This window comes from Natronorubrum halalkaliphilum (assembly GCF_009834785.1).
Taxonomy (GTDB): domain Archaea; phylum Halobacteriota; class Halobacteria; order Halobacteriales; family Natrialbaceae; genus Natronorubrum; species Natronorubrum halalkaliphilum.
Genome location: NZ_WUYX01000069.1, coordinates 1 through 26,269 on the forward strand (window position 1 = coordinate 1; position 26,269 = coordinate 26,269).

Annotated in this window: 20 protein-coding genes; 12 read left to right on the forward strand and 8 right to left on the reverse strand. The window is 63.7% G+C overall.

Annotated elements, in window-relative coordinates; translation table 11 throughout:
* Positions 1-327 precede the first annotated feature (327 nt).
* Positions 328-786 (reverse strand): hypothetical protein, encoded by a 459-nt coding sequence (locus tag GS429_RS18175; protein WP_328821473.1) that lies wholly within the window; start codon positions 784-786, stop codon positions 328-330.
* A 712-nt stretch (positions 787-1,498) separates the two neighbouring features.
* Here GS429_RS18175 and GS429_RS18180 point away from each other — a divergent pair.
* Positions 1,499-2,659, forward strand: a complete 1,161-nt coding sequence (locus GS429_RS18180; protein ID WP_160066829.1) for a hypothetical protein — start codon at positions 1,499-1,501, stop codon at positions 2,657-2,659.
* Between the two features lie 56 nt (positions 2,660-2,715).
* On the opposite strand, the gene GS429_RS18185 is transcribed toward GS429_RS18180, so the two are convergent.
* Together GS429_RS18185 and GS429_RS18190 are read right to left on the reverse strand one after the other, a co-directional pair.
* Positions 2,716-6,195, reverse strand: coding sequence for a PAS domain S-box protein (locus tag GS429_RS18185; RefSeq protein WP_160066831.1), 3,480 nt, complete (start codon positions 6,193-6,195; stop codon positions 2,716-2,718).
* A gap of 143 nt (positions 6,196-6,338) precedes the next feature.
* On the reverse strand, positions 6,339-7,154 hold the full coding sequence (locus GS429_RS18190) for a creatininase family protein (RefSeq protein WP_160066833.1): 816 nt from the start codon (positions 7,152-7,154) through the stop codon (positions 6,339-6,341).
* 153 nt (positions 7,155-7,307) lie between these two features.
* Between GS429_RS18190 and nikR the strand changes: the two genes are divergently transcribed.
* The 5 genes from nikR (at position 7,308) to GS429_RS18215 (ending at position 12,552) form a co-directional block, all read left to right on the forward strand.
* The gene (nikR, locus tag GS429_RS18195; protein WP_160066835.1) at positions 7,308-7,736 is read left to right on the forward strand and encodes a nickel-responsive transcriptional regulator NikR; all 429 of its coding nucleotides are present in this window, start codon (positions 7,308-7,310) and stop codon (positions 7,734-7,736) included.
* Between the two features lie 237 nt (positions 7,737-7,973).
* Entirely contained in the window at positions 7,974-8,351 is a 378-nt protein-coding gene (locus tag GS429_RS18200; RefSeq protein WP_160066837.1) for a cupin domain-containing protein, read from the forward strand.
* A 248-nt stretch (positions 8,352-8,599) separates the two neighbouring features.
* Positions 8,600-9,004 (forward strand): hypothetical protein, encoded by a 405-nt coding sequence (locus GS429_RS18205; protein WP_160067274.1) that lies wholly within the window; start codon positions 8,600-8,602, stop codon positions 9,002-9,004.
* A gap of 136 nt (positions 9,005-9,140) precedes the next feature.
* Positions 9,141-10,292 (forward strand): acyl-CoA dehydrogenase family protein, encoded by a 1,152-nt coding sequence (locus tag GS429_RS18210; protein ID WP_160066839.1) that lies wholly within the window; start codon positions 9,141-9,143, stop codon positions 10,290-10,292.
* A 211-nt stretch (positions 10,293-10,503) separates the two neighbouring features.
* Positions 10,504-12,552, forward strand: a complete 2,049-nt coding sequence (locus GS429_RS18215; protein ID WP_160066841.1) for a PAS domain S-box protein — start codon at positions 10,504-10,506, stop codon at positions 12,550-12,552.
* A gap of 4 nt (positions 12,553-12,556) precedes the next feature.
* On the opposite strand, the gene GS429_RS18220 is transcribed toward GS429_RS18215, so the two are convergent.
* Together GS429_RS18220 and GS429_RS18225 are read right to left on the reverse strand one after the other, a co-directional pair.
* Positions 12,557-13,129, reverse strand: coding sequence for a HalX domain-containing protein (locus GS429_RS18220; RefSeq protein WP_328821474.1), 573 nt, complete (start codon positions 13,127-13,129; stop codon positions 12,557-12,559).
* 320 nt (positions 13,130-13,449) lie between these two features.
* The gene (locus GS429_RS18225; protein ID WP_160066843.1) at positions 13,450-15,423 is read right to left on the reverse strand and encodes a 3-hydroxyacyl-CoA dehydrogenase/enoyl-CoA hydratase family protein; all 1,974 of its coding nucleotides are present in this window, start codon (positions 15,421-15,423) and stop codon (positions 13,450-13,452) included.
* A gap of 115 nt (positions 15,424-15,538) precedes the next feature.
* On the opposite strand from GS429_RS18225, the gene GS429_RS18230 reads away from it, so the two are divergent.
* A complete protein-coding gene (locus GS429_RS18230; protein ID WP_160066845.1) occupies positions 15,539-16,690 on the forward strand; it encodes an acyl-CoA dehydrogenase family protein in 1,152 nt (383 codons plus the stop codon).
* A gap of 241 nt (positions 16,691-16,931) precedes the next feature.
* Here GS429_RS18230 and GS429_RS18235 read toward each other — a convergent pair whose 3' ends face one another.
* A complete protein-coding gene (locus GS429_RS18235; protein ID WP_160066847.1) occupies positions 16,932-17,462 on the reverse strand; it encodes a hypothetical protein in 531 nt (176 codons plus the stop codon).
* Positions 17,463-17,524: 62 nt separating this feature from the next.
* On the opposite strand from GS429_RS18235, the gene GS429_RS18240 reads away from it, so the two are divergent.
* Together GS429_RS18240 and GS429_RS18245 are read left to right on the forward strand one after the other, a co-directional pair.
* Positions 17,525-18,277: a helix-turn-helix domain-containing protein gene (locus GS429_RS18240; protein ID WP_160066849.1), complete on the forward strand. Its 753-nt coding sequence runs from the start codon at positions 17,525-17,527 to the stop codon at positions 18,275-18,277.
* Between the two features lie 100 nt (positions 18,278-18,377).
* The gene (locus GS429_RS18245) at positions 18,378-20,936 is read left to right on the forward strand and encodes a heavy metal translocating P-type ATPase (protein ID WP_160066851.1); all 2,559 of its coding nucleotides are present in this window, start codon (positions 18,378-18,380) and stop codon (positions 20,934-20,936) included.
* A 17-nt stretch (positions 20,937-20,953) separates the two neighbouring features.
* Here the strand turns inward: GS429_RS18245 and GS429_RS18250 are convergent, their stop codons facing one another.
* Together GS429_RS18250 and GS429_RS18255 are read right to left on the reverse strand one after the other, a co-directional pair.
* On the reverse strand, positions 20,954-21,292 hold the full coding sequence (locus GS429_RS18250) for a CBS domain-containing protein (protein WP_160067278.1): 339 nt from the start codon (positions 21,290-21,292) through the stop codon (positions 20,954-20,956).
* Positions 21,293-21,393: 101 nt separating this feature from the next.
* On the reverse strand, positions 21,394-21,924 hold the full coding sequence (locus GS429_RS18255; RefSeq protein WP_160066853.1) for a metal-dependent hydrolase: 531 nt from the start codon (positions 21,922-21,924) through the stop codon (positions 21,394-21,396).
* A gap of 123 nt (positions 21,925-22,047) precedes the next feature.
* Here GS429_RS18255 and GS429_RS18260 point away from each other — a divergent pair, with 123 nt between their 5' ends.
* The 3 genes from GS429_RS18260 to GS429_RS18270 all read left to right on the forward strand — a co-directional run bounded on the left by GS429_RS18260 (position 22,048) and on the right by GS429_RS18270 (position 26,246).
* Positions 22,048-23,910: an L-aspartate oxidase gene (locus GS429_RS18260; RefSeq protein ID WP_160066855.1), complete on the forward strand. Its 1,863-nt coding sequence runs from the start codon at positions 22,048-22,050 to the stop codon at positions 23,908-23,910.
* A gap of 80 nt (positions 23,911-23,990) precedes the next feature.
* The gene (locus GS429_RS18265; RefSeq protein ID WP_160066857.1) at positions 23,991-24,584 is read left to right on the forward strand and encodes a DNA-3-methyladenine glycosylase family protein; all 594 of its coding nucleotides are present in this window, start codon (positions 23,991-23,993) and stop codon (positions 24,582-24,584) included.
* 270 nt (positions 24,585-24,854) lie between these two features.
* On the forward strand, positions 24,855-26,246 hold the full coding sequence (locus GS429_RS18270; RefSeq protein ID WP_160066859.1) for a hypothetical protein: 1,392 nt from the start codon (positions 24,855-24,857) through the stop codon (positions 26,244-26,246).
* Positions 26,247-26,269 lie beyond the last annotated feature (23 nt).

Below are 26,269 nucleotides of genomic sequence, written 5' to 3' on the forward strand. Positions count from 1 at the left end.
GGGTCACTTCGGGGTAGGTACCAGAGGTGACCCTGTTTCCACAGGAGTCAGTTACGACTCTAGACGAGTTTGGGACACGACCAATCAATTACGCAACGGGGTCTGAGATACAAATAGAAATAGTGAGCCACTGCCGGTCTCGACCGAGTCGTGTGTCTCTACCGCTATCAGAGTCTTAGAATTATCTCTGTCCCATCTGTTGTCAATACTTATTGCCTATCGGTAAGGAGAGCGAGAGCGCCGATCCGACGCCGACCTCCGAATCGACTCGAACCTCGCCGCCGTGGCGCTCGACGATCCGTTTCCACAGCGCTAACCTGATACCCGTTACCGCGTCGAGTACTCGGAGGTCTCGCCCTCGAGAACCTGCTCTTCTGGCGCATCGGCACTCGAAGTAGCCCCGTACTCTCGGAAGCCGAGGAACGTGGTCGTCGCGCAGGCGGTCAGGAACGTCGCCCACGTGATCGCGGTCAGCGAGAGGGCGTGCATGTCGGCGTTGCCGGGGACGGCCGTGCCGACGGTCTCGAGGCCGATCAGGTGGAGGCCGGCGACCGCGAGGAAGCCGACCCAGAGGGCGAAGGAAAGTTCCGCGAGGGTGCGTCGGGAGACACGGCTTGCGTACTGGGCGACGCAGTAAACGGCCGTGATGGCGAGTGCCGTCGCCCCGAGCGTCGGGGCGAGTGCGTCGACGGCACCGGTAGCGGTGCCGGCGACAGCAAAACAGGCGAACGAGACGGCGAGCAGCAGCCAATCGGAGCTAATAGTGGACGGAATCACGTCATGCACCGCTTTCGTGGGACCAGTAGGCCGGTGAATATATAGCTGTTGGCTCGGCGTCTGAAATGGCGGTGTGGTGCCGTACGCGGTCACGAACCGACTCGAGAGTGGCGAAATACAGCGAAACGTGGGCGACTGGATTGCGTACCTCACAGCGCCGGGTTTCCCGACGATTTCTGTTGGGCACCGTCCGATCGGTGATCGATGGGCCCGGCAGTCAGCCTACCAATAGCGGCGACTCGAGAACCGCGACCATGTGTGACAATCTGTTGACTTATTCTCGCCATCTGCACAGCTATTCCTCACGGCCGACACCAAAAACCGAGAGAAATAGCGATAGTGGCGAAAGGTTAGCATTCCAAACACTACCGACTGGATAAATACCGGAATACAGACAGTAATTGGCTGCCACCATGGAAGTAGGGGCGGGAAACAACTGTCAATGGGATACCTTTTTGCTTCTGTGCGATACGGGAGAGCCGGATTGTGACGGACGTTCCGAATCGAAGGGGGTGAGATACCGACCCTACCAGTCGGTTTCCTTTCGGGATAGCGACGGTGAACGGAATTAGCTGAGAATCGATTTTCCGATACCGATATTCCGAGAGCGACGGGATTCACTTCTCCGTACAGCTATCGGATAACAATGGTCACGACTGTCTGAGTGTTCGGTACCCGCGACGGTCACGACGACGATGACCGACTCGCGAGTGATCAAACGATGTCAGACGAAACCAATCTCTCACGACGACAGAGCCTGCTCGGAATCGGTGCTGCAGGGGCCGCCATCGGTGGCACAGCACTCAGTGTTAACGCACTCGCTGGCGAAAACGAGACGAAAAGCGACGATAAACCGACGGACGACGAGCAAAAAGACGACGAGAAAAACGGCGATGATAAACCGACGGACGACGAGCAGAAACACGGTCTCGAGATCGAACTCGTCTGCCATAAGAAAGCGACGGCGGAGTTCCGTGTCCACAACGAGAGTTCGAAAGCCGCCAAGGTGAACTGGAAGGTCGATACCGACCGACTCGACCTGGACGGGATCGACGTCGATGATCTCGACGACCTTGACGACCTCGACGATCTTACTGACGCGAACGGAATCGACGATATCGTCGACGACAACGGGTTCGACGATATCGACGACCTCGACGGCCTCGAGGATCTCATCGGCGACAAGAAAACCCGCGACAAGAAGATCAACGTCGACGATCTACGCGGGAAGCTAACGGTTCCGAAAAAGGATTCCGAGACGTTCAACGCCGCGGCCATCTCGAAGGACGCGACGGTCGACATCTACTACAACGGGAAAAAGGTCGACTCCGCGAACGCCCACAAAGACGCCTGCGAGAAGTCGGCAGGCGACATGATCGATCTCGAGGCGGTCTGTTACCGCACTCGGAAGGTCGACTTCGCCGATATCGACGACCAGAGCTTCGACGCCGTTACCGATCCCGACGTCTCCGAGGTCAGCGAGGACTTCGATCCCGACGGCGAGATGCTCATCAACGGCGAGGAGGTCGACGAAGACGACTACGACGACCTCACCGACGACAACGGGTTCGACGACTTCGACGACGTCGACGGCCTCGACGATACCGATGATATCGAGGGGCTCGAGGGAACCGGAACGGTCCGTGAGGCGAAGTTCCGTGTTCACAACTACGGCAAGAAGCAGGTGAAGGTTGGCTGGACCGTCGACGCCGACAAGCAGGGCGGCAAACTCGAGGTCGACGACAAAGACGCGGCGGACATCTGGGTAACCGCACCCGAGGGCCGGAAAACGTACGTAACCCTCACTCACGACGATACGGCCGTCGACACGAAGAAGGCGGATACCGACACTGAGTGCGACGGCAGTCACTGCGACGACTGATCCGCGAGACGTTCGAAACACGCCTTCGCGCCACTGCCACGCGGTCTATCGGTCTTCTATTCCTCGACTGCCGGTAACGTCATCGAAAACGTCGTCCCGTCGCCGGGCTCGGACTCGACCCAGATCTCGCCGCCGTGGCGTTCGACGATCCGCTGGCAGAGCGCCAGTCCGATCCCGGTCCCGTCGTGTTCCTCGTGGCTGTGCAGTCGCTGGAAGATTTCGAAGACCTGGTCGGCGTCGTCCGGATCGATTCCGATTCCCTCGTCGCTGACCGAGACGATCCACTCTTGTCCGTTGCGTTCAGCCGAGACCGAGACGCGAGGCGACCCGTCGCTGTATTCGATCCCGTTCGAGAGCAGGTTCTGGAACACCTGCCGGAGCTGGCTCCGGTCACCGCGGACTGCGGGCAGCGACGGGGCCGTGATCTCGGCCTCGCGCTCCTCGATCTGCAGTTTGAGATCCGCGCGAACGTCTTCGAGCACGTCCTCGAGTTCGACCGGTTCGAACGGTTCGCCCTGCGTCTCGACCCGCGAGTACTCGAGCAGGCCGTCGATCATCTCGCGCATGCGGTCCGCGCCGTCGACGGCGTAGTCGATGAACTCCTCGCCGTCTTCGTCTAGCTCGTCGGCGTACCGTCGCTCGATCAGCTGGAGGTAACTCGTCACCATCCGCAGCGGCTCCTGGAGGTCGTGGGAGGCCGCGTAGGCGAACTGCTCTAAGCGCTCGTTGGACGCCTCGAGTTTCCGTTCGTACTCCTTTCGCTCGGTGATGTCCTGTACGACGAGCATGCCCATCTGTACCCCCTCGTCGGTACGCACGGGAAGGGTGTGTGCCAGCAACTCGAGTCCGCGGTTGGTTATCTCGAAGGAGCGTTCCTCGCCCTCGAGTGCGGCCTGAAAGTGCGGTTCGATCTCGGAGAGCAGGGCATCGGAGTACCGGTCGTAGATCGAATCGCCGATCGCGTCCGAGCGGTCGATTCCGAGTTTGCCGAGGAGTTGGCCCCCAGCGGCCGTATACCGCAGCTCGTCGTCGTAGAGCGCGACGACGCCGTTCGGGAAGTTCTCCGCGAGGGTGCGGTATCGCTGTTCGCTCTCCTCGAGTTTGCGCTGTCGGTCCCGCCGCTCGGTGATGTCGCGGACGACGCCGACGCGTTCGCGCCCGCCGCCGACCGTCGCGAGCCCCGCCACCGTCGCCTCGATCGGCACGCGACCGCTGGACTTCGTCCTGATTTCGGTTTCGATCGTCGAAACGTCGCTCTCTTCCGTCGCAACCGTCTGAGCGAGGTTTCTGATCGTTTTGTCGGCGATGATCGAGGCGTGTTCGCCGATGAGCTCTTCGCGGTCGTAGCCGGTCAGTTCCGCGTAGGCCTCGTTGACGGTCGTAAACCGTTCGTCCTCGTCGAGGACGTAGATCCCGTCTTCGATGGTTTCGACGACCGTCTCGTAGGTCGTCAGCTCCCGTTCTCGGGCTTTCTGGTCGGTGATATCGCGGAAGTAGATCGAGAGCCCCGTTTCGGACGGATAGACCTGTACCTGTGCCCAGATTCCGAGCGGTTCCGAGTGGCGTTCGAACGAGACCGGCTCCTGGGTCCGCAACGCCTCGTGAAACCGGTCGTCGAGATCCGAGTCGACGGCTTCGGGAAACAGCTCCCAGAGCACGTTCCCGAGGAGTTCCTCCCGCGAGCGACCCAGTAGCTCCTTGGCGGTTTCGTTGACGTGCGTAAAGCGGAACTCCTCGTCGAGCGCGTAGAACCCGTCCGAGACGCGACCGAGGATCTCGCTCAGCTCGGTCTCGAGTTCGCTCTTGCGACGCTCGAGGCGACGTTCGTGTGCTTTGCGCTCCGTGATGTCCTCGCCGACGGAGATGACTCGCTCCAGCGCGCCGTCGGCCCCGAAGACCGGCGCGGCGTTGACCGAGAACCACTTGCGTTCGTCGCTCGGTCCGTCGAGGACGAGTTCCCGATCGAACACCGGTTCGGCGGTCTCGCGGACGCGCGTCGTCGGAGAGCGGTCGGACGGGATCGAGTCGCCGTCGGCGTCGACCACGTCCCAGCCGTCGATCGCGGCCGCCTTGTCGATCGGAACTCCGTCGGTCACGCCGAGAGTCTCCCGCGTGCGTTGATTCGACAGCAGCGTCTCGCCGGTCACGTCTTCGACCGAGATCGCGACAGGTGCGGTCTGCAGGAGTTTCTCGGTCTGAGCGCGCTCGCGCTTGAGGACGCGCTCGTGGCGGATCCGGTCGAAGATCACCTCGAGACTCGAGGCGACGACCTTCGCGAGCGACAGATCACCGTCGTCGAACGCGGTTCGTTCCTGCGAGCCGATGAGGACGACGCCGTGGTCGCCGATCGGGAGACAGATCTCGCTCCGGATGGGTGTCTCCGGGTTGTAGCGGTCCGGATCGGTCGTGACGTCGTCGTAGATCACCGGCTCTCCGGAATCGAAGACGCGCCAGGCGATCCCCTCGTCTTCGGCGAACGTCGGGAGATCGTCGAACAGGGTTTCGGCCGGGTCGGACCAGCCCGCCGGCTGGAGGGTCTGCGTGTCCGTGTCGTGGAGGTAGATCCCGTTGATCTCGAGGTCGAGAATCTCTCGGATGTGGTGACTGGCCGCGTCGGCGACCGCCGCACGCGAATCTTCCCCGAGCCACTCGCGAACGGCTTCGTTCAGCTGACGGAGCTGGGCGGCACGGTCGTGTTGTTCGGTGACGTCGTAGTACAGTTCGACTCGCCCGCCGGCGTACGGGCCGGACTCGATCGGTTTGCTCCGGTGTTCGAGCCACCGTTCGTCGCGCCCGTCGCCGGCGGTGACGTGACACTCGAACCGCTCGACGTAGCTGTTGTCGCGGTAGGTGGCGGTAACGGTGTCGGCGAATCGCTCGGGATCGGCGAACCGTTCCCGAATCGTCTCGTCGATCAGTTGCTGTTTGTCGCGGCCGAGGACGTCCGATCGGTCGAGTTCGAAGTACCGCTCGGTCGCCTCGTTGATCCACGCCACGTCGAACTCGTCGTCGAGGATGAAGACGCCGACGTCGGCTTCGTCGAGCACGGAGGTGGCGGCTTCGAAGGTTGACGCCGTCGAGGGTGCGGGGTTCGACCTCGCCGCCGCGTCAGGTTCGGCTCGACCGCGGTCTCGAACGACGCCGATCACGCCACGAAACCGGCCGTCGGTTCGGACGGCTTGCAGCCGAAGCGTACCGGGAACCGCCGCCCCGTCGGCGGTCTGGACCGATACCTCGAGCGCCGCGTCATCGCTATCGCCCCGATCTGTACGTCGTTTTGCGTACAGGTCCTGCTCGAGTCGCGTCGCATCGGATTCCGAGACGAGCGCGGAGACGTGTTCGCCGATAATCTCGTCGCGGGTGTACCCGGTCGTCTCGAGAAGTGCGTCGTCGATCGCAACGAACCGGTCGTCGGTATCGAGTTGAAAGACCCCGTCTTCGATCGCGTCGACGAGCGCCTGAGAACACTGGAGCGCTGTCCGGTCGTCACCGGCCGTCCAGAATCTCGCGTCCGACGACTCTGTCCGTTCGCTCATTGGACACACAACGGCGCTCGGACGCATAAGTCCAGCGTAGCTGCACCGAACATGTTCCTGTAGCCGACCGGGACTGCGCGCGATGGTTTCGGTGGCTCGGTCGGCCGAGCACGGTCAGTTCTCCTCCAACCTCGAGACGAGTGCTACCGTCGGCCGGTTCGCTTCCCCTCGCGGCCGCTGCCGGGCTGGGGGTCCAGATGCGAGTCCGGCATGAGGTCATCGAAGGGCTGATCGTCGAGCCACTCGAGCAGGGCGACCAACTGGTCGGTCGCGGCCGCGAACAGTTCCGCGCCGATTTCGGGGGTCGCGTCCGTCTGATCGCCGAAGACGCCGTTTTTGCTGTTCTCGATACAGTCGTAGAAGGTGGTCGCGCCGTGGACGCGCTCGGCGTCGTAATCGAAGACCGCGCCGCCGTCGCGGGCCGACTCGAGGCGGTCCTCGCGGACGAGGTTCTCGGCGATGTGCATGATCATTGCGGTCTCCTTGGGGCCGCCGTGGGGGCCGGGGGTCTCGAAGACGTCGTCGATCAGTTCGGGGATCGATTCGTCCCACATCCACTCGATGGCGTAGGCGGTGCCGTCGTCGTGGAGGCGGCTGCCGACCTCGCGGAGATGGGCCACGTTGCCGCCGTGGGCGTTGACGTAGACGATGCGGTCGATACCGTGATAGGTGAGGTTTCGCGAGAGGTTTTCGACGTAGTCCCGGAACACCGGCGGCTCGACCCACATGGTGCCGTGGAACTGTCGGTGGTGGGAGCTGACGCCGATCGGAATCGGTGGCGTACAGAGGTAGTCCGTCCGGTCTGTCGCCTCGCGGGCCAGGGCCTCGGCGATCATGTGATCGGTCCCCTCCGGGAGGTGTGGTCCGTGCTGTTCGGTCGACCCGAGCGGGACGACGGCGAGCGATTCGTTCGCGTGATACTCGCCGAGTTCCGGCCAGGTCTGATGTGCGAGGTACATATGCTGTCCTCACGACGAACCGGGAAAACAGTGTGCGCTATTCGAGCGTCGTTTCCGCCTTCGGCCGCGGACTCGCCGTGTCACGCGCGACCGACGCCCGGCGAACTCGAGTCGATGATAAGGCTTAATAGATTATCCGCACCGAGTTATTATATGGCAGTCGTAAGCGTCTCGATGCCGGACGAACTCCTCGAGCGACTCGACCAGTTCGCGGACGAACACGGCTACACCGGCCGCAGCGAAGTCGTCCGGGAAGCCTCCCGAAACCTGCTCGGCGAGTTCGAGGACACCCGTCTCGAGGACCGAGAACTGATGGGGATCGTTACCATTCTCTTCGACTACGAGACGACCAGCGTCGAAGAGCGGATGATGCACCTTCGCCACGAACACGAGGACCTCGTCGCCTCGAACTTCCACAGTCACGTCGGCGATCACTACTGTATGGAACTGTTCGTCCTGGAGGGCGAACTCGAGGATATCTCGACGTTCGTCGGCAAGATCCGAGCGACCAAGGACGCGCTGACCGTCGACTACTCGGTGATCCCGGTCGACAGTTTCGATCCGATCGCGCAGGACAACTGAGCTGAGGCGCTCGTACGGACTGTTGTCCGTCATCGCCGATGCAACCGCGATTCGGGCGGGTTACGTCGACACATCGGTACAGCGGTAGATCGGTACATCGGCACAGCAGCCGTATCACACGAACCACTCGTACTGCCGTGACCGACTGCGAACACGGACCGTCGCCCACCGGATCGTTTCGTCCGCAGCACGTCAGTGAACAGTATTGTTTTACTGTGGCCCGCCGAAGAGACAGCTATGACCTACCGGAAGGTGAACTACGAGGAGGTCGATCAGGTCTCGAGTGCGATGCACTTCCTGAGCGATCCGCTCGAGACCGAGCGCGTGGGCGTGACGGTGGCTCGCTGCGATCCCGGCTGGAACAGCCAGCCACACGATCACACGGAGAACGACCACGAAGAGGTCTACGTGCTGATCGAGGGGAAAGCGACGGTGATCGTCGACGACGATCCGATCGAGATGGAGACCGGCGACGCGCTCTGGATCCCGCCGGAGTCGACGCGCCAGATCCGAAACGGCGACGAGGAGAGCGCGTTCGTCCTGGTCAGCGCCCCGAGTATCGACGACGACGAAGACGAGGACGGGGAGTGGCTGCTCTCGGGCTTTGCCGGCTGAAACGCGTGTTCGGAACGGACCTCTCCGCGCGGTATTCCTACTCCCACGGTCAGCGTCAGCGTCACCGTCGCTGTGTCCGCGACCAGTTACGGACCGAGCGACTCGAGCACGCCGGCCACCGGCCAGCGAAAAACGCCGGGACGAGGGCGATTTGTTCCCGCGCCGTCAACGCCGCCGGGTGAGTCACCATCTACTCCAAACACCACGCGGCGATCTCGTTCATCGTCGCCAGCGGCCTCGGCTACGCGCTGTCGCCGATCACCGTCTTCGGCTACGCCGTCCCCGTCCCTCTCGTCGTCGCGTACGGCACCGCAGTCGGCGTTCTCATCGATCTCGACCACTTCCTCATCGCCCGGTACAAGACCGGCAGTTGGGGCGCCGTCCGATTCTGTCTCGCACACCCCGCCGCGGCCGTCGCCGACCAGCGCCGGATCTTCGAGCCGGGCGACGTCGGCGTCCTCTCGCGGCTGTTGAGCCACCTGCTTCTCATCGGCATCGCGGTTCCGCTACTCGCTCTCTCGAGTGCGTCGCTCGCGGTCGTGACCGGCGTCGTGCTCTACGTCCATCTCGTCAGTGACGTCGCCTGGGATATCTCGCGACTGGACCAGTACGCGCATCTGTCCACGGACGAACTGCTCCGCGAGTTTCGGTAACGTCCGTTTCGATGGGCGGAACGGTATCGGAACACGGGGTCTGATCCCGGAGTCGAACCGGAGTGCTGCGAGTCTGTTCTCAGGGCTTGCACAGTTGCCCCGCCCCTATTTCCACCACCTTGTCGTACGAGCGGACATGGAACTGCTCGACGACAGCATCGTCCCGGAGCACGCACACGACGTCAAGGCGGAAGCGCGAGAGTTCGCCGCCGAACACATCGAACCCAACGCACAGGAGTACTTCCAGAAAGGCACGTATCCGGAGGATATCCTCGAGGCCGGTCAGGAAGCGAACCTCGTGGCACAGGACATTCCGGAGGAATGGGGCGGACGAGGGTTGGACCTCCCGCAACTGCTCGCGATTACGGAGGAGTTCTACCGAGCCGATGCGGGGATCGCACTGACGCTCCAGTTGGCGAGTTTCGGCTGCGAAATAACCTACGAGTACGGCTCCGACGAGCAGTGTGAAGAGTACATTCGACCGGTCGCGGAGGGGGACATGCGGTCGGGGCTCGCCGTATCCGAACCGGAGACGGGCAGCGACCTCGCCGGGATGCAGACCACGGCCGAGAAAGACGGCGACGAGTACGTCATCAACGGCGAGAAGTACTGGATCGGCAACGGCGTCGAGGCTGACTGGGTGACCCTCTACGCGCGGACGGGCGACGACGAGGACAACCGGTACGGCAACCACTCGATGTTCATCGTCCCGACCGATACCGACGGCTACGAGGCCGAGCACATCCCCGAGAAGATGGCGATGCGCGCCTCGAAGCAGGCTCACATCGAGTTCGACGACTGCCGGATTCCCGAGGAGAACCTGATCGGAACCGAGGGAGCCGGCTTCTGGATGCTCGCCGAGTTCTTCAACCACGGTCGCGTCGTCGTCGCGGGTCACGGCCTCGGCATCGCAGCGGCCGCTATCGAGGAAGCCTGGGAGTTCACCCACGACCGCGAGGAGTTCGGCCGAACGATCAGCGACTTCCAGGCGGTACAACACGGCCTCGCGGACATGCTCCTCGAGTTCGAGAGCGCGCGGACGATGGCCTGGCGCGCCTGTGACAAGGTCCAGAACGGAGAGAACGCCGGCTACTGGGCCGCGATGGCGAAGACGAAGGCCACCGAGACGGCCGTCGACGTCTCCGAACAAGGGATGCAGTTCCACGGCGGGCGATCGATTCTGGACGAACGACGGATCGCTCGCGTCTACCGCGACGCGCGGATTCCCGTCATCTACGAGGGCGCAAACGAGATCCAACGGAACCTGATCTACGGACAGGCACCGTAGTCGACTCGAACCCACCGACTTCGATCTTTTCGCCGATCGAGCTGCGCGAGACCGTGTTCTCGACAGGGTACGGCTCGCCGTCGGCTCGTGTCGAAAGAACAAACCGGTTTGGAAGCAATCGTTCGTATACCACCGATTCCGTCGTGACCGCAAGTAGCGCAACCGCTATCGGTGAACGGCGATCGGTAACATCTGAGATCTGAGATCTGAAATGAGCCGTCCACGCGTCCTCTGTGTGAGCAACGACCGGTCGACGCGAGCGTCCGTGACGCTCTCGCTAACCGACGCCCCGGTCGACGTCGTCGTCGCCCAATCCGCGTCGGAGGGCCTCGAGCGACTCGAGCGACAGTCGATCGACGCCGTCCTCATCGACGCGAGCACGATCGCGAACGTGCCGACGCTCGTCGACGCCGTCGAATCGGCGTCGCCGGAGACCCCGATGTTCGTCCACTGGGGCGATAGCGCCGCCACCGCCGCCAGCGATAGCAGCAACGGCCCCGTCGCCGTGCTCAGCGAAGTCGTCGCCCGCATCGACGACACTGACCGATCGGATCGACTGGCCGACGCGATCACGGCGCGGATCGACGCCGACTCGAGCGACGACGTCGATTCGGAGGAGGCGTTCGACGATACCGGTTTCCTCACCGCCGAGACGGCCGGGTCGTCGGCCGACAGAACCCGCGACGCGACCGGTCTTTCCGACGATTTCGCGGCAATCGTCGCCGCCGTCAGACGGCGGCTGGTCGACGTCACGTCTCCCATTGCGGTCGAACGAGTGCTTCGAGAGGAGTTCACGGCGAGCGATCGATTCGCGTTCGCCTGGGTCGGCGAGTACGACCGCGGCGAGCGGGAGGTCGTCCCGTGGCTGACCGACCCCGACGATATGGAGTGGCCGATGCAACGCACGTTTAGCATCGGCGAGGGCGACCAGCCGCTGCTCGAGCGCGCGATGCGGAGCCGGAAACTCCAGACGCTCCGGGACGTCGCCGACAACCGCGACGCCGTTCCGTTCGGCGATCACGTCTGCGATCGGGACGTTCACGCCGTCGCGGCTGCCCCGTTGGCTTCCAAAGACGAACTCTACGGCGTGTTCGTCGTCTACGCGACCGAACCGATCACCGACGCCGAACGGACGGCGATCCGCTCGGCCGCCGCAGTCGGCTCACACGTCCTCGAGACGATCGCCATCCGCGGCCGACTTGAGCAACGCGAGCGTGCGCTCCACCGATACGAACGGCTCGTCGAGACCGCGGGCGACGGCATGTACGTCCTCGACGAGCAGGGCCACTTCATGACAGTCAACGACGCGCTCACCGAGATGACCGGCTACAGCCGCGAAGGCTTGCTCGGCGAACACGTCTCGATCGTCTTCGATCGAGCGGATACCGACGCCGGCGAGGAGACGATTCGAGCGTTGCTCGAGGACGACGCGAGCACGGATACGGTCGAACTCCGCCTCGAGACAAAAGCGGGTGACACAATCCCCTGCGAAGCGCAGATCGCCGTCCTCGTCCCCGACGAGGAGTTTCTCGGCTCGGTCGCGGTCATCCGTGACATCACGGAGCGAAAACGAGACGAGCGGCGACTCCGCGAACAGAACGAACGACTCGACGCGTTCGCACGGATCGTCAGCCACGACCTGCGAAACCCGCTGGGAGTCGCACAGGGGTATCTCGATCTGCTCGAGGAGACCGAATCGCTCGAGCACGCCGAGAACGTCCGCGACGGTCTCGATCGGATGGAGACGATCATCGAGGACGTGCTGGCGATCGCTCGCGACGGCGACTGGGTGACCGATACGGAGCCGGTCGACCTCGAGTCGGTCGCCGTCGACGCCTGGGAGCACGTCTCGACGGAGGACGCGACGCTCTCGGTCGCGGAGACGACGACGATCGAGGCCGATCGGTCGCGGCTCTTGCGGTTGTTCGAGAACCTGTTTCGGAACTCGATCGAACACGGTGGCACCGACGTCAGTGTCCGAATCGGGCTGCTCGAGTCGGACGGTTTTTACCTCGAAGACGACGGGGCGGGGATCCCCGAAGCGCGACGCGAGAAGTTGTTCGATCCGTCGGTTTCGTCCTCCGAAAGTGGGTTAGGGATCGGTCTCTGGGTGGTCAAAGAAGTCGCTACCGGACACGGCTGGACGGTTACCGCGACCGAGGGCAAGAGTGAAAGTGGGCGCGAGGGCGAGGGAGGGGGCGAGCGTGAGGACGGCGGAGCCCGGTTCGAGTTTGCGTTCGACTCGAGCGACCGAGACTGAGCCTCTAGTTCTCGGACTGAAGATCCTGGAACGCCCCGACGAAGTCGTCGTGAGAGGTCATTCCGGAGACCGTCTCGTCGACGCGTTCCTCGAGTTCCGCGACGCGTTCACAAAGTTCCTGATACTCCTCGTGCTCGGCGAGTTCGCGGTCTGCCTTTTCCGATTCCAGGAGCGCCTTCTTCGAGACGAGCGCGTAGTACTCCTGAATGTCCGACTCGTACTCCGACCGACCGGCGACGTTGTCGACGATCGTGACCAGGTCCTCCTTCGAGACCGGCTTGACGAGGTAGTCGTCGAAGCCCATCTCGATGATGTCGAAGTCGGGATCGACCGCGGTCACCATAACGACCCGCGAGTCGTAGCCTGCCTCCCTGATCTCCGCCAGGACCTCGTCGCCGGAGAGACCCGGCATTCGCCGGTCCAACAGGATCACTTCGACGGAGTCCGCCATCTTCTCGAGGGCCTCCTCACCGTCGTAGGCCGTGTCGACGGTCCACTCGCTCTGGAGCCACGCTGCGAACAGATCCGCAAGTCGTGCCTCGTCGTCGACGACGAGTACCTCGAGTTCGTCACTCACTGGTTGCCCCCTCTGTTCTCATCATCCATTGCAGCCACGACTCACCAATGGTATCTCTGCGTGATAAATCTCGCGCCCAGCTGTTAGTATACTATAATGTTTGAAACTCAAATACGGATCCTTCTCTCGGTAGTTATTTGTTACCGGTTGGACAACGTGTTCAAAACTGTCTCTATCGGATGCGGTCGTTCGGAGCCGTGCGCAAAACGAGCGGGTCGGACGGAATCGATTGCGGTCCACCGTCGGTCGACGGACGACTTACCGCCCGTCGGACCCCGTCTCCATCCGACGGAGTCGAGACGCGAGTCGGTCGGCGCTCGTTACTCCCCTTGGAAGTCCGGCTCGCCGTCGCCCATGAAGGCCGTGATGCCCTCCATGAGGTCGTCGGTTGCCATCAGGTGACCGAACGCCGACGCTTCGTACTCGAGTCCGGCGTCCGTATCGTCACGGCCCGCGAGCATCGCGCGCTTGGTGAACTTCTGGGCGATCGGCGGTCCGCCCGCGAGGTCGGTCGCCAGTTCGAGGGCCTGATCCTCGAGTTCGTCGTTTTCGACGACGTCGTTGACGAAGCCGTAGTCGGCCATCGTCTCGGCCTCGTAACGCTCGGCGGTGAAGATGACTTCCTTTGCGCGCCCTTCGCCGATGATGTGTTTGAGCCGCTGGGTGCCGCCCCAACCGGGGAGCAGCCCGAGGTTGAGTTCGGGCTGGCCGAACTCGGAGCGCTCGCTCGCGACGCGCATGTCGGCACAGGTTGCAAGCTCCATCCCGCCGCCGAGACAGAAGCCGTCGATACCGGCGACGACGGGCAGGTCACAGGCCTCGAGCTTGCCGAAGGTAGACTGGCCCTGTTTCGAGAGTTCCTGTGCCTGAATCGGGTCCGCACCGCCCGCGGCCATGCTCTGGACGTCCGCGCCGGCGGAGAAGGCCTTCTCACCCTCGCCGGTGATGAGGATCGATCGAACCTCGTCGTCGTCCTCGAGGAGGTCGATCGCCTCGGATAGCTCCTCGAGCAGTTCGCCGCTGATCGTGTTCATGCGGTGGGGTCGATCGAGGACGACGTGGCCGACCATGTCGCCGGGGTACTCGACGCGGATCGCGTCGAAATCGGCACCGACCTCGTCGTCTCCCGCGTCGTAGAAGCCGCCTTCTCCGGCGCGCTCTTCGAGGTAGTCAGCGGGGGCGTAGCGTTCGTGGCCCGTCTTCTCGTAGGCCTCCTCGAGGGTCTCGAGTGCGTTCTCGATGCCGAACTCGTCGACCATCTTGACGGGGCCGTCGGGGAAGCCGGCACCGAGTTTCGTCGCTTCGTCGATGGATTCCGGCGGGGCGACGTCGTTGCCGATCAGCTTTGCGGCCTCGTTGGCCATCGTGGCGGTCAGTCGCGCCTCGACCAGTTCGGACTGCTGGTCGGTCGGAATCTCGGCGCCGGGGCCGTCCTCGTAGTCGTAGAAGCCCTTGCCGGTCTTCTTCCCGAGTTCCTCGTTCTCGACCTTTTCTTCGAACAGCGGACTCGGCTCGTAGGCCTCGCCCAGCACCTCGTTCATGTAGTCGAGCACGTGATAGCCGACGTCGATGCCGGTCAGGTCGGCGAGTTCGAAGCTCCCCATCGGCAGCCCCATCCCGTACTTCGTCGTCGAGTCGACCTCCTCGAGCGTGGCCTCGTCCTCGCTGACGAGCCAGCAGGCCTCGTTCATCAGGGGGACGAGAATGCGGTTCACGATGAAGCCGGGAGAGTCCTTGTGAACGCGCACGGGGGACTTGTCGATATCGTCGGCCAACTCCTCGATGACGTCGAGGGTCTCGTCGTCGGTTTCGGCACCCGAAATCACTTCGACGAGCTGCATCCGCACCGGCGGGTTGAAAAAGTGCATCCCGCAGAACTGTCCGGGACGCTCGGTGAACTCCGAGAGGTCCGTGATCGACAGGCTCGAGGTGTTCGTCGCGAAGACGGTTCGGTCGGGGGCGACCGCCTCGAGTTCGGTATAGACGTCCTCTTTGATCTCCATCTTCTCCGGCACGGCCTCGATGACGACGTCGGCGTCGCCGCAGGCCTCCTCCATGTCGACCAGGGGCGTCACTCGCTCGAGAGCGGCCTCGGCTTCCTCCTCGGAGAGCTGATCGTTCTCGGCGAGCTTGTTGAGCGACCACTCGATCTGTTCGTACCCGTTCTGGACGAACTCGTCGTTGATGTCGCGCATGTTTACGTCGTAGCCGGCCATCGCGACGACCTCCGCGATGCCGTGGCCCATATTCCCTGCACCGAGAACTGCGACGGTGTTGATATCTTCCAGCTCCATGGTCACACTTGCAATCGGCACGGGTTTCAACGTTTCCCTATTCAGTAAAGAAAACTATAGTTCTGTTTACTGTCGGTTACAAAGTTCTTTATCGCTGGGATAGGAACTGATTACCATGGAATTCGGTCTCTCCGAAGAGCAAGAACAGATCCGCGAAGAGGTCAAACGGTTCGCCGAGAACGAAATCGCCCCCGAAGCGGAGGAGTACGACGTCGAAGAGAAGTTCCCCCACGAGATCGTCGACAAGGCCTCCGAGATGGGTCTGGTCGGTCCGTCGATTCCGATCGAGTACGGCGGCGCGGGCTACTCGACGCTTGATACCGTGATCATCGCGGAGGAGCTATTCTCCTACGATCCGGGCATCGCGCTCTCGATCATGGCCTGTTCGTTCGGGACCGAAGCCATCCAGGAGTTCGGAACCGAAGCGCAAAAAGAGCGCTTCCTTGAGCCCGTCGCGATGGGCGAGAAGATTTCCGGTGCGGCCATTTCGGAGCCCGACACCGGCTCGGACGTCTCCTCCGTTTCCACGCGCGCCGAGAAGGACGGCGACGAGTGGGTCATCAACGGCAACAAGATGTGGATCACCAACGGCACCGTCGGGGACTTCTTCGTCATGCTCTGTAAGACCAACCCCGACGCCGAGGGTCGCTACAACGGCTTCAGCCAGATCGTCGTCGAGTCCGACCGCGACGGCTTCGACGCGGACAAGATCACGGGCAAGATGGGCATTCGAGCGTCGGACACCGCCGAACTCATCCTCGACGACGTCCGCGTTCCCGAAGAGAACCTCATCGGGACCCGCGACGCCGCGTTCATGCAGCAGATGCAGTTCTTCGACGCCACCCGAACCGGCGTCGCCGCACAGGGCGTCGGCATCGCGAAGGGTGCGCTCCGCGAAGCCCTGGAGTACTCCCAGGACCGCGAGCAGTTCGGCCAGCCGATCAGCGATTTCCAGGCAATTCAGCACAAACTCGCCGATATCGCCACGGAGACCGAGGCCGCACGCAACCTGACCTACAAGGCCGCCTGGAAGGTCGACCAGGGCGAAGACATCACGAAACTCGCCTCGATGGCCAAGGAGTACGCCTCCCGTGTCGCCGTCGACGCCGCCAACGAGGCCGTCCAGATCCACGGCGGATCGGGTTACGTCAACGACTTCCCCGTCGAGCGCTTCTACCGCGACTCGAAGATCACCCAGATCTACGAGGGCACAACGGAGATCCAGAAGAACGTTATCGCGCGCGAACTGCTCGGCAAAGGATTCTAACCAACCTTTTGCTCTGCGTGGGGTCGCTTCGCGACCCCACTCGGCAAAACGTTGATGAAAAGCACTCCTCCTTCCTCTCCAGCCGCGTGAACGCGGCTTCCGAGTCAGTCGTCGGCCCGCTCGCGTCGCATTCGCGACGCTCGCGGCGAGTATCGGTGTGATCGCCTGCCCTCCCCCGAGTCGCGGACGCAGCGAGTTTCGCCGCGCCCGCTCCCGGCCATTCTCGCTGATCGATCTCGAGTCAGCCGTCACGATCCGAGTCGGTATCTGTCCCGTTACTGTCTGAGTCAGTCTCGGTTCCGTCGCTGTCTGAGTCAGTATCTGTCCCGTCGCTGTCGGAATCAGTATCCGTTCCGTCGCTATCGAAGTCGGTATCTCCGTCGTCGCTACTGCGGTCGACATCGTCGGTGCCAGCTGTCCGGTTCAGTTCCGATATCGAGTCTCGGCGCGCACTCGAGTCATCGGTGCTCGATCCGCTCGTCGCAGACTCGACGGTCGGGTCGGGTCGCGCTGAGCGTTGACTCTCGAGGGGCTGGTCACCATCCTCGCGGGATACCGGGCCGCCCGTTCGCACATACAGGACGACGGGGGGCACGACGTAACAGGCGATGGCAACCGCTGCGAACCACGGATCGACGAACACGAGCAGACCGAAAATCGCCAGCGCGGCCGTTGCCGCCGTATGGATCGCCGTGTTCGTATACCGACGATAGTACGACCAGAGGCCACGGAGCCACGCGCTGGCGGCCAGGATCACCGTGGACGATGCCATCGAGCGACCGTACACCGTCCATCGAGAAACCCCTTTGGCGCGCGAGCCCCTCCGTACGAACAATGAGAGAATTCGTCTTCGCCCTCGAGTACGAGTCCGGAACCAATCCGGTTGCGGACGTCCTCGCGGAGCACCCCGAGGCGTCGATCCGTTCGCTGTCGTGTCACGTCACGAGCGACAGCCTCTGGCGGGTCGACCACGCCGAAGGGCCGGCCGAAGCGCTGGAGGCCCTCGAGGACGCCTACAAAACGTCCGAGTTCTTCGCGGACTGTTTGGTCAAAGACGACTGCGGCGCGGACTGCGAGGTACAGGTGCTCGACCGATCGAACGGGACGCTGGTGGTCTACACCTACTGGGACCGGACAGACGCCTGTACGTCGGTCCCGCACGTCGCACTCGAGTACCTCGGCGAGGGGCTGCTGTTCGAGACCTACCGCGAGGGGCGGCGGTACCGCTGGCGGATCGTGCTTGGAAGCGACGCACCGATTCACGAGTTCTTCGACGGATTGGGTGACGAGGTCGGCGAGTGTACGGGCATGGAGATGCTCCGGCTGACGGAACTCGATCCGGAACACGGTGACGTTTCCACCGAGCGCGACACCGAACTCCCGCGCGAGCAACGGGACGCGTTGCGTGCGGCCGTTGACCACGGCTACTACGAGACGCCCCGCCGGATCGAACTCTCCGAACTCGCGGAGCGACTCGAGGTTCCCCGATCGACGCTCTCCTACCGAATTCGCCGGGCCGAGGCCACCCTCGCGACGGCCTTCGTCGACGCCGACGACTCGCTCGAGACGCTGGCCGCGGGACTCTAGGTCGATTCGAACAACGACGGACCGCGATCGGCGCGATTCGACCCGCCGTTTGGCGCACGCCAAATAACCGGTAAGGTTTCGCCCAGACTAGGGAAGACCGATGAGCGAGTCGTCTCCCTCCACGCCGCCCGACTCGAGTCGGACCCTCGAGTTTCGGGTGCCCGAGATGGATTGTCCGTCCTGTGCCGGGAAAGTAACCAACAGCGTCGAGCGACTCGAGGGGATCGACGACCTCGACGCGCGGGTGACCAGCGGTCGGCTCGTCGTCGAGTACGATCCGACGCGAACCTCGGAAGCGGAGATTCGAGAGCGCGTGCACGCGGCGGGATACGAGGTCGCGACGGCCGACCCCGAACGTACCCTCTCGGTCCCCGAGATGGATTGCGCTTCCTGTGCGAACAAAGTCGAAAACGCACTCGAGGGCGTCGACGGCGTCCGCGAGATCGAAGCCCGGCCCACTTCCGGTCGCGTCACCGTGTCGGTCGATGAGGGGACCGGAACCGAGACGATCGTCGACGCGATCAGCTCGGCCGGATACGACGCGACGGCGGTCGGCGACGGGAGCGACGCGATCGTCGACGACCAGTCGGTCTGGAAGGGGCGCCGCGCCGTCGGGACCGCGATCGGTGCCGTCGTCGTCGCGGTCGGGATGGGCCTTGAGTTCGTCTTCCCGGCTGTCGATCCGCTGCTCGGAACGGTCGCGGGTCGACCGTACGAACTCTCCCACTTGCTTTTCATCCTCGCCGTGGTCGTCGCGGGAACGCCGATCCTTCGGAACGGCTACTACTCGGTACGCAATCGGAGTCTCGACATCGACTTCCTGATGAGTCTCGGCATCGTTGCGAGCGTCGCCGCCCACCACCCCTTCGAGGGGGCGATGCTCGCAGTGTTGTTCTCGGTTGCGGAGCTGTTAGAGCGGTTTTCGATGGACCGTGCTCGCGACTCGCTGCGGGAGTTGATGGATCTCTCACCCGACACCGCGACCGTCAAGCGAGAGGACAAAACCGAGGAGACGATTCCCGCGGACGAACTCGAGATCGGAGACACGGTCGTCGTCCGGCCGGGCGAGAAGATTCCGGCCGACGGCGTCGTGCTCGAGGGCCAGAGTGCAATCGACCAGTCGCCGATCACGGGCGAGAGCGTTCCCGAGGACAAGACCGCCGGGGACGAGGTCTACGCGGGGACGATCTCCGAATCCGGCTACCTCGAGATCGAGGTCGAGAGCGAGGCCAACGATTCGACGATCGCTCGCATCGTCCGGATGGTCGAGGATGCCGAACGAGAGAAGACCGAACGCGAGCAGTTCATCGACCGGTTCGCAAGCGTCTACACGCCGATCGTCGTCGCTCTGGCGGTCGCGGCCGTCGTCGTCCCGCCGCTCGCTTTCGGCGCGTCCTGGAGCTACTGGTTCATCGTCGGACTGACGCTGCTCGTGATCTCCTGTCCCTGCGCGCTCGTCATCTCGACGCCCGTCAGCGTCGTCTCGGGGATCACCAGTGCGGCGCGAAATGGCGTCCTCATCAAGGGCGGCCGCTATCTCGAGGCCGTCGGCGACAGCGACGTTCTCGCCGTCGACAAGACGGGAACGCTGACCGAAGGTGACCTCGCGGTGACCGACGTTATCCCGCTCGAGGGAGCCGACGAGGACGACGTCCTCCGACGTGCGAGCGCCCTGGAACGGCGCAGCGAACATCCGATCGGGCAGGCGATCGTCGGCTACGCTGAGGAAGCGGGTGTCGTGCCCGAAGTCGAGGATGACCCGGACGTTTCGGAGTTCGAAGCCCTCACCGGAAAGGGCGTCCGCGCGGAAATCGACGGCAAGACCCACTACGTCGGGAAACCGGAGCTGTTCGACGGACTCGCGGATCTCGAGCACGTCCACGCGACGACCGACGGGGGTGTCGCGCTCACCGAAATGGGCTACGGGGGCCGGCCCCAGTGCGACCGCGAGGGCTGTCTGGACGTCCTCGCCGAAGTCGTTCCCGACCTCCAGTCGGAGGGGAAAACCGTCGTGATCGTCGGCACCGACGAGCGACCGGTCGGCGTCATCGGCGTGGCCGATCGTGTTCGACCGGAGGCAAAGTGGGCCGTCTCGAGGCTGCAGGATCAGGGCGTCCGCGTCGTCATGCTCACCGGCGACAACGAAGGGACCGCCCGCGCCATCGCCTCGGAGGTCGGGATCGACGAGTACCACGCCGAGTTGCTCCCCGACGAGAAACTCGAGTGGATCGATCGACTAGAACGCGAGGCCGGTTCCGGCGGGACGGATGACGCGGGACACGTGGCGATGGTCGGCGACGGCATCAACGACGCGCCCGCGCTCGCGACGGCCAGCGTCGGCATCGCGATGGGCGCTGCGGGAACGGATACGGCCCTCGAAACGGCCGACGTGGCGCTGATGAGCGACGATCTTACGCGACTGCCCTACCTCTACGAGCTCTCCGGAACGGCAAACGGCGTGATCCGGCAGAATATCTGGTCGAGTCTGGTCGTCAAGGCGGTTCTCGCCGCCGGCGCACCGTTCGGCATCGTGACGGTGATCCACGCGGTCATCATCGGCGACATGGGGATGAGCCTCGGCGTGACGGGCAATGCGATGCGACTCGCGAACGTAGAACCCGAGGCTCCCGAACGCGCCGACAGCGGTAGCGAGCGGTAGCGACGGACGGCGCGGTACTATGAGAGGTGGGCGGTGACGTCCGTCGACGAGACCATCCCGACGTAATCGTCGTCGACGACCGGGAGGTGCTTGATACCGTACGTGGTCATCATCGCGGCGACTTCCTCCATGTAGAGGTCCGGCGAGACGGTTTCGACGTCGGTCGTCATCACGTCCGAAACCGACAGACTCGAGACGTCCCGTCCTTCGGCGACGGCCTCGAGGACGTCCGTACTGCTGATGATCGCCCGCGGCGTGGTCGGGACGACCAGCGCATTGATGTTTTGCTCTCGCATCCGCTGTGCGGCCTCCATTACCGTCGCGTCCTTCGAAATCGTCTCCAGTGGCGTCGACATCACGTCGCTGACGGTCCGTTTGGTATCGTTACTCACAGTTACATTCGTACAACGACGGGGTCTGCCAAGGAACTTTCCCAGGTGTCGGCCCCACCTGCAGGCTATCGCGCACCGAGAGCACGTCGAATCGCACCGACTCCCGGTCGTCCGTCGACCCACCACAGCACGATACCGGCGACGAGAATTACGGCCTCGAGCCACAGCGTCGTCACTTCGACTCCGGTGACAGTTCCGAGGGGTTTGACGCCCGTGTAGGCTGGCATGTCAGTGATCGGCCAGAGAAGAAAGCCGAGTTCGTCGAAATCGCCCGAGATGAGGTGCCACGGAACGTCCGTCGCGATGTGTGAAAGGTAGCCGATGGCGAAGGCGACGCCGAGGATGGGGCGATCGCGTCGGCTTGCGACGAGCCAGACGAACAGTACCAAGGGAATTGCAAACAGCAGCGAGTGACCGATCGTTCGCCCGACCGGCACGACACCGGCCGCGTGAAGCGGCTTGTCGATGAGATCCGCGAGTCCGGCCGCGAAGACGGCGACGAGTGCGGGTACGTCGGCCGGTTGCCGGCCCAGACTCCACCGCGTGTACGCCGCATAACAGAGGTAGCCGACCGCGAGGTGGACGACCGGTTGCATCTGTCAAAACGGTACGTGACCCAGCATGCTAAATGCCCCGGATGAGCATGCGTTCCCGGCGTTGACGGTCGATTGCATGGTTTGGAGTCGGGCCTATACTCGATCGTCCCTTCGGTACCAGTGATGACAAAACACTCGCCGACCGATGACGGTGGATCGACGATCGAGGGGGCCGGCATCGACGGTCGGATCCACGTCCAGACCGACGGCGAACGCCGCGGCAGCGACCGCCAGGTCGAATACGAAACGGTCACGACACCCGTCCTCGTTATCGGCGCCGGTGCGGCGGGAGCGCGCGTCGCCATCGCACTCGCCGAATCGAACCTCGAGCCGCTGGTCATCGGCAAGCGTGATCACGGCGACGCCCACACGACGTGGGCCGCGGGCGGGATCAACGCCGCGCTCGGCTCGCTCGACGAGGACGACGACTGGACGATCCACGCGGCGGACACGCTGAACGAAGGCCACCACCTGAACGACCCCGAGGCCGTCGAACTGACCGCGAAACGGATGCCGGATCGCATCCGCGAACTCGACGACTGGGGGATGGCGTTCGACCGCACCGATGACGGCAAAATCAACCAGCGCTACTTCGGCGCGCAGTCGTACCGCCGAACCTGTTTCGTCGGTGATCGAACCGGCGAGGCGATGCTCGAGACGCTGATCGACCGGGCACGGGAACTCGAGATTCCCTACCGCGACAACGTGATGATCACCCGGCTGCTCTCGGACGGCACCCGCGTCGACGGCGCGGTCGGATTCGATATGGAGACCGGCGAGGGACTGCTGTTCCGGACGAACCACGTCGTCCTTGCGGCCGGCGGGTTCTCGGCGCTGTACCACCGCCACTCCTCGCGGGACGACGAGAACAACGGCGACGGACAGGCGCTTGCTCTCGAGGCCGGTGCGCAACTGACGGCCCTCGAGTTCGTTCAGTTTCACCCAACGGGGATGGTCGGCGAACGATATGGCGATGAGTGGGACGGCCGACTCGTCACCGAGGCCGTTCGGGGCGAGGGTGGTCGCCTGTTCAACGCCGAGGGCGAACGGTTCATGGAACGCTACTCGCCGGACCAGATGGAACTCGACGCGCGCGACGTCGTCGCGCGAGCGATCGCACGGGAGGTTCGGGAGGGCCGCGGGACCGACAACGGCGGCATCTACCTCGACATCTCTCACCGCGACCCCAGCTACGTTCAGGAGCGGCTGCCGTCGATGGTCGAGCGATTCGCCGACCTCGGGGTGGATATCACGAGTGAACCGATGGAAGTCGCCCCGACGGCCCACTACACGATAGGTGGCGTCGATATCGACTTCCGAACCGGCGAGACGGGCGTCGACGGGCTGTACGCCGTCGGGGAGACGGTCGCCGGCGTCCACGGCGCGAACCGCCTCGGCGGAAACTCGCTGGCGGAGACCGTCGCCGTCGGCAAAGTCGTCGGCGATCACGTCGCGAACGCGGTGACCAGCAGGGATCGCGTACCCACCGTCACCGATGCCCAGCGCGCGCTCGCCGAGCGGGAGTTTCGGGCACTCGCGGATCTCGCCGACTCCGACGGTACGGTTCCCCCGAAAACGTTGCTCGAGGACCTGGGAGACCTGTTGTGGGACACCGCAGGCATCCTTCGGGACGCCGAGTCACTTCGCGAGGGGCTGGACGGTGTCGCCGAAATTCGGGCACGAACGGCCGATATTCACGTTGACGGCGACCGAACGTCTCGCTCGTTCGAGTACGCCGTCGACCTCTCGTTCAGCCTCACCGTCGCCGAAGCGATGCTCCGGACTGCCCTCGAGCGAACCGAATCTCGAGGGGCACACTATCGAACCGACTACCCCGAGACGGATAGCGACTGGCGGGTCACGCTCGTCCTCTCGGCCGACGAACGCGGGCTCACGATCACGCGTCGTGGCGTCGCCGACCCGTCGGAACCGGTACGGGAATCACTCGAGGAGGGCCACGAACTCGACTACCACCACCTCGAGTAACGACGCGGCCGATCCGTTCGAGTCGGAGCCGCCACCGAGATGCCTTTGCCCGTCGGCCACCTTCGTTCGGGTCCAAGAGGATGTTAGCAGACGCCGAACCCATGCTCCGGCAGGACCCCGTCATGGCGGAGCTCATCGAGCGACACGATCCGTACGTCGAACCGAACTGGGACGAGTTCGAACGACTCTGTATCTCCATCATCAACCAGCAGCTCTCGACGGCGAGTGCGGCCGCCGTCCGCGAACGGGTCTTCGAACTGTTCCGCGACGACGTGACGCCCGAAGCCGTCCTCGAGGCCGAAGACGAGGCGCTGCGCTCGGCTGGACTCTCCCGGCAAAAGGTCGAGTACGTGCGAAACGCAGCGCGGGCGTTCCAAGAACAGGACTTCACCCGGGAGGGGCTGTCCGACCACTCGAACGATGAGGTGATCGATCTGCTCACCGAAATCAAGGGAATCGGCGACTGGACGGCCCGCATGTACCTCCTGTTCGTCCTCGAGCGACCGGATATCCTTCCGCTGGGTGATCTCGCCGTCCGTCGCGGCATCGAACAGCTGTACGGGAACGGCGACGAAGAGCTGACGCGAGCGGAGATGCGTGAGATTGCCGACGCGTGGCGACCGTACCGAAGCGTCGCGACGCGATACATCTGGGCCGAGTACGAGTCCGAGTAGCGAATTTCGGCGCGAAGGCGTCGCCGTCGCCGACTCCGTCGAACGAACAAACGCGCGTTTCTCGTCGGTGAACGGTCTGAAACGGTCGGGGTTCCCGTCGGCCGACTGCAGTAATCCGTTGCTGTTACTGGCTCACACACCGGGGGTCGGGCGACAAGACGAGATTACGCACCCGCCTGTGCAGGCCGATTGCGGGGGTTCGAGAAACGAGATACTGATCCGGTGAGACGGCCCTGCCGACTCAAGTGTCGTTCGGCCGCAGACGCGACTATGGGAGACGAAACAGCCAGCGGCGACCCGGAGCGACGAATGACGACCGATCCCGAACGGATCAGAGAGTGGGCCGAAACCCGCGATGCCGTCCCCGTTTCGATCCACGGCGGCGAGGGCCACGGCGGCGGTCCCGGCCACTCGTTCGTTCGACAGGGCGATATCGGGGAGGGTCACGAGGAGTACACCTGGGACGAGTTCACTACCACGTTCGAGAACGAGGATCTGGTGTTCGTCTACCGCGATGACGAACCGACCGGCGAGGAACTGGGTCACTTCGAACTCGTCGAGCGCGAGACGGCGTTCGATCGAGCCGATCTCGGCCGGACCGAACTCGAGGACAAGCTCCGGCAGGGGGAGACGGTAACGACCGAAATCGTCGAGACGCAGGTCATCGAACGAGAAATCGTCGAGCGGGACACCATCGAGAGCGAAGTCGTCGACACCGAACTCACCGAACGACACGTCGTCGGCTCGGAACTGTTGAACCGGGAGATCGTCGACACCGAGTTCGTCACCGCCGACGTCATCGAGGTCACGACCGACGAGACTCGCCTCGACACCGTCGAAGAGATCGAACGGTACACGATCGAGAGCCGCGTGGTCGACGTCGACCTGGAACACGACGAGGAGATCGAACGCGGCGAAATCGAGACCGATGTGGAACTCGAGAGCGTCCAGCGGTCGATCCTCGAAAGCGACGTCATCCGCTCTAGCGTCTCGCCGGACGAGGTCATCGAACGGGAGGTTATCGAGAGCCAGCGCGGCGAGGGCGACACCGTCCGTAGCGAGCTCCTCGAGCGTCGTACGGTCGAAGAACAGATCGACGAGCGGACGCGAATGCGCTTTACGCTCGAGGAGACCGAACTGATCGAATCGGAGGTGATCGGAAGCGACATCATCGAGGGCGAGATCATCGACGTCGCGGAATACGGCGAAATCGAGACGGCCGGTGTGGGAACGGAAACCGAAGTCACGGCGGGAGAGTCCGGAGTGACTGAGACGGACGCCGGCGCGTCGGGGATGGGTGAGGCCGATCCGGAGACTGGGACCGGGCCCGGCACGGGAACCGGAACCGAAGCCGAAACTGACACTCCGGCCATCGACGCGGGACCGGTCGAACTCTCGAGTCACGATCGGGGGAAAGACGTCGTCGACGAGACGGGCCAACAGATCGGTATCGTCGCGGAAGTCGACGGTCAGACCGCCTACGTGGACCCCGAGCCGGGCCTGGCGGATCGACTCAAAGCGCGATTGAACTGGGGGAGCCGCGGCGACGACGAGTATCCGGTCGAGGCGTCGAAGATCAACGAGATCACCAACGACACGGTAATCATCCAGCACAGCGGGGACGAGACCGCCACCGGCGATCACGGTCACGATATCGACTAATCACGACTCCGACGACGAGCGGG

What these genes read in the sequence shown, in the direction of transcription:
- GS429_RS18180 (WP_160066829.1), top strand. Translation starts at nt 1,499, where the DNA reads ATGTCAGACGAAACCAATCTCTCACGACGACAGAGCCTGCTCGGAATC.
- GS429_RS18185 (WP_160066831.1), bottom strand. Translation starts at nt 6,195, where the DNA reads ATGAGCGAACGGACAGAGTCGTCGGACGCGAGATTCTGGACGGCCGGT.
- GS429_RS18190 (WP_160066833.1), bottom strand. Translation starts at nt 7,154, where the DNA reads ATGTACCTCGCACATCAGACCTGGCCGGAACTCGGCGAGTATCACGCG.
- nikR (WP_160066835.1), top strand. Translation starts at nt 7,308, where the DNA reads ATGGCAGTCGTAAGCGTCTCGATGCCGGACGAACTCCTCGAGCGACTC.
- GS429_RS18200 (WP_160066837.1), top strand. Translation starts at nt 7,974, where the DNA reads ATGACCTACCGGAAGGTGAACTACGAGGAGGTCGATCAGGTCTCGAGT.
- GS429_RS18210 (WP_160066839.1), top strand. Translation starts at nt 9,141, where the DNA reads ATGGAACTGCTCGACGACAGCATCGTCCCGGAGCACGCACACGACGTC.
- GS429_RS18215 (WP_160066841.1), top strand. Translation starts at nt 10,504, where the DNA reads ATGAGCCGTCCACGCGTCCTCTGTGTGAGCAACGACCGGTCGACGCGA.
- GS429_RS18225 (WP_160066843.1), bottom strand. Translation starts at nt 15,423, where the DNA reads ATGGAGCTGGAAGATATCAACACCGTCGCAGTTCTCGGTGCAGGGAAT.
- GS429_RS18230 (WP_160066845.1), top strand. Translation starts at nt 15,539, where the DNA reads ATGGAATTCGGTCTCTCCGAAGAGCAAGAACAGATCCGCGAAGAGGTC.
- GS429_RS18235 (WP_160066847.1), bottom strand. Translation starts at nt 17,462, where the DNA reads ATGGCATCGTCCACGGTGATCCTGGCCGCCAGCGCGTGGCTCCGTGGC.
- GS429_RS18240 (WP_160066849.1), top strand. Translation starts at nt 17,525, where the DNA reads ATGAGAGAATTCGTCTTCGCCCTCGAGTACGAGTCCGGAACCAATCCG.
- GS429_RS18245 (WP_160066851.1), top strand. Translation starts at nt 18,378, where the DNA reads ATGAGCGAGTCGTCTCCCTCCACGCCGCCCGACTCGAGTCGGACCCTC.
- GS429_RS18250 (WP_160067278.1), bottom strand. Translation starts at nt 21,292, where the DNA reads ATGTCGACGCCACTGGAGACGATTTCGAAGGACGCGACGGTAATGGAG.
- GS429_RS18255 (WP_160066853.1), bottom strand. Translation starts at nt 21,924, where the DNA reads ATGCAACCGGTCGTCCACCTCGCGGTCGGCTACCTCTGTTATGCGGCG.
- GS429_RS18260 (WP_160066855.1), top strand. Translation starts at nt 22,048, where the DNA reads ATGACAAAACACTCGCCGACCGATGACGGTGGATCGACGATCGAGGGG.
- GS429_RS18265 (WP_160066857.1), top strand. Translation starts at nt 23,991, where the DNA reads ATGTTAGCAGACGCCGAACCCATGCTCCGGCAGGACCCCGTCATGGCG.
- GS429_RS18270 (WP_160066859.1), top strand. Translation starts at nt 24,855, where the DNA reads ATGGGAGACGAAACAGCCAGCGGCGACCCGGAGCGACGAATGACGACC.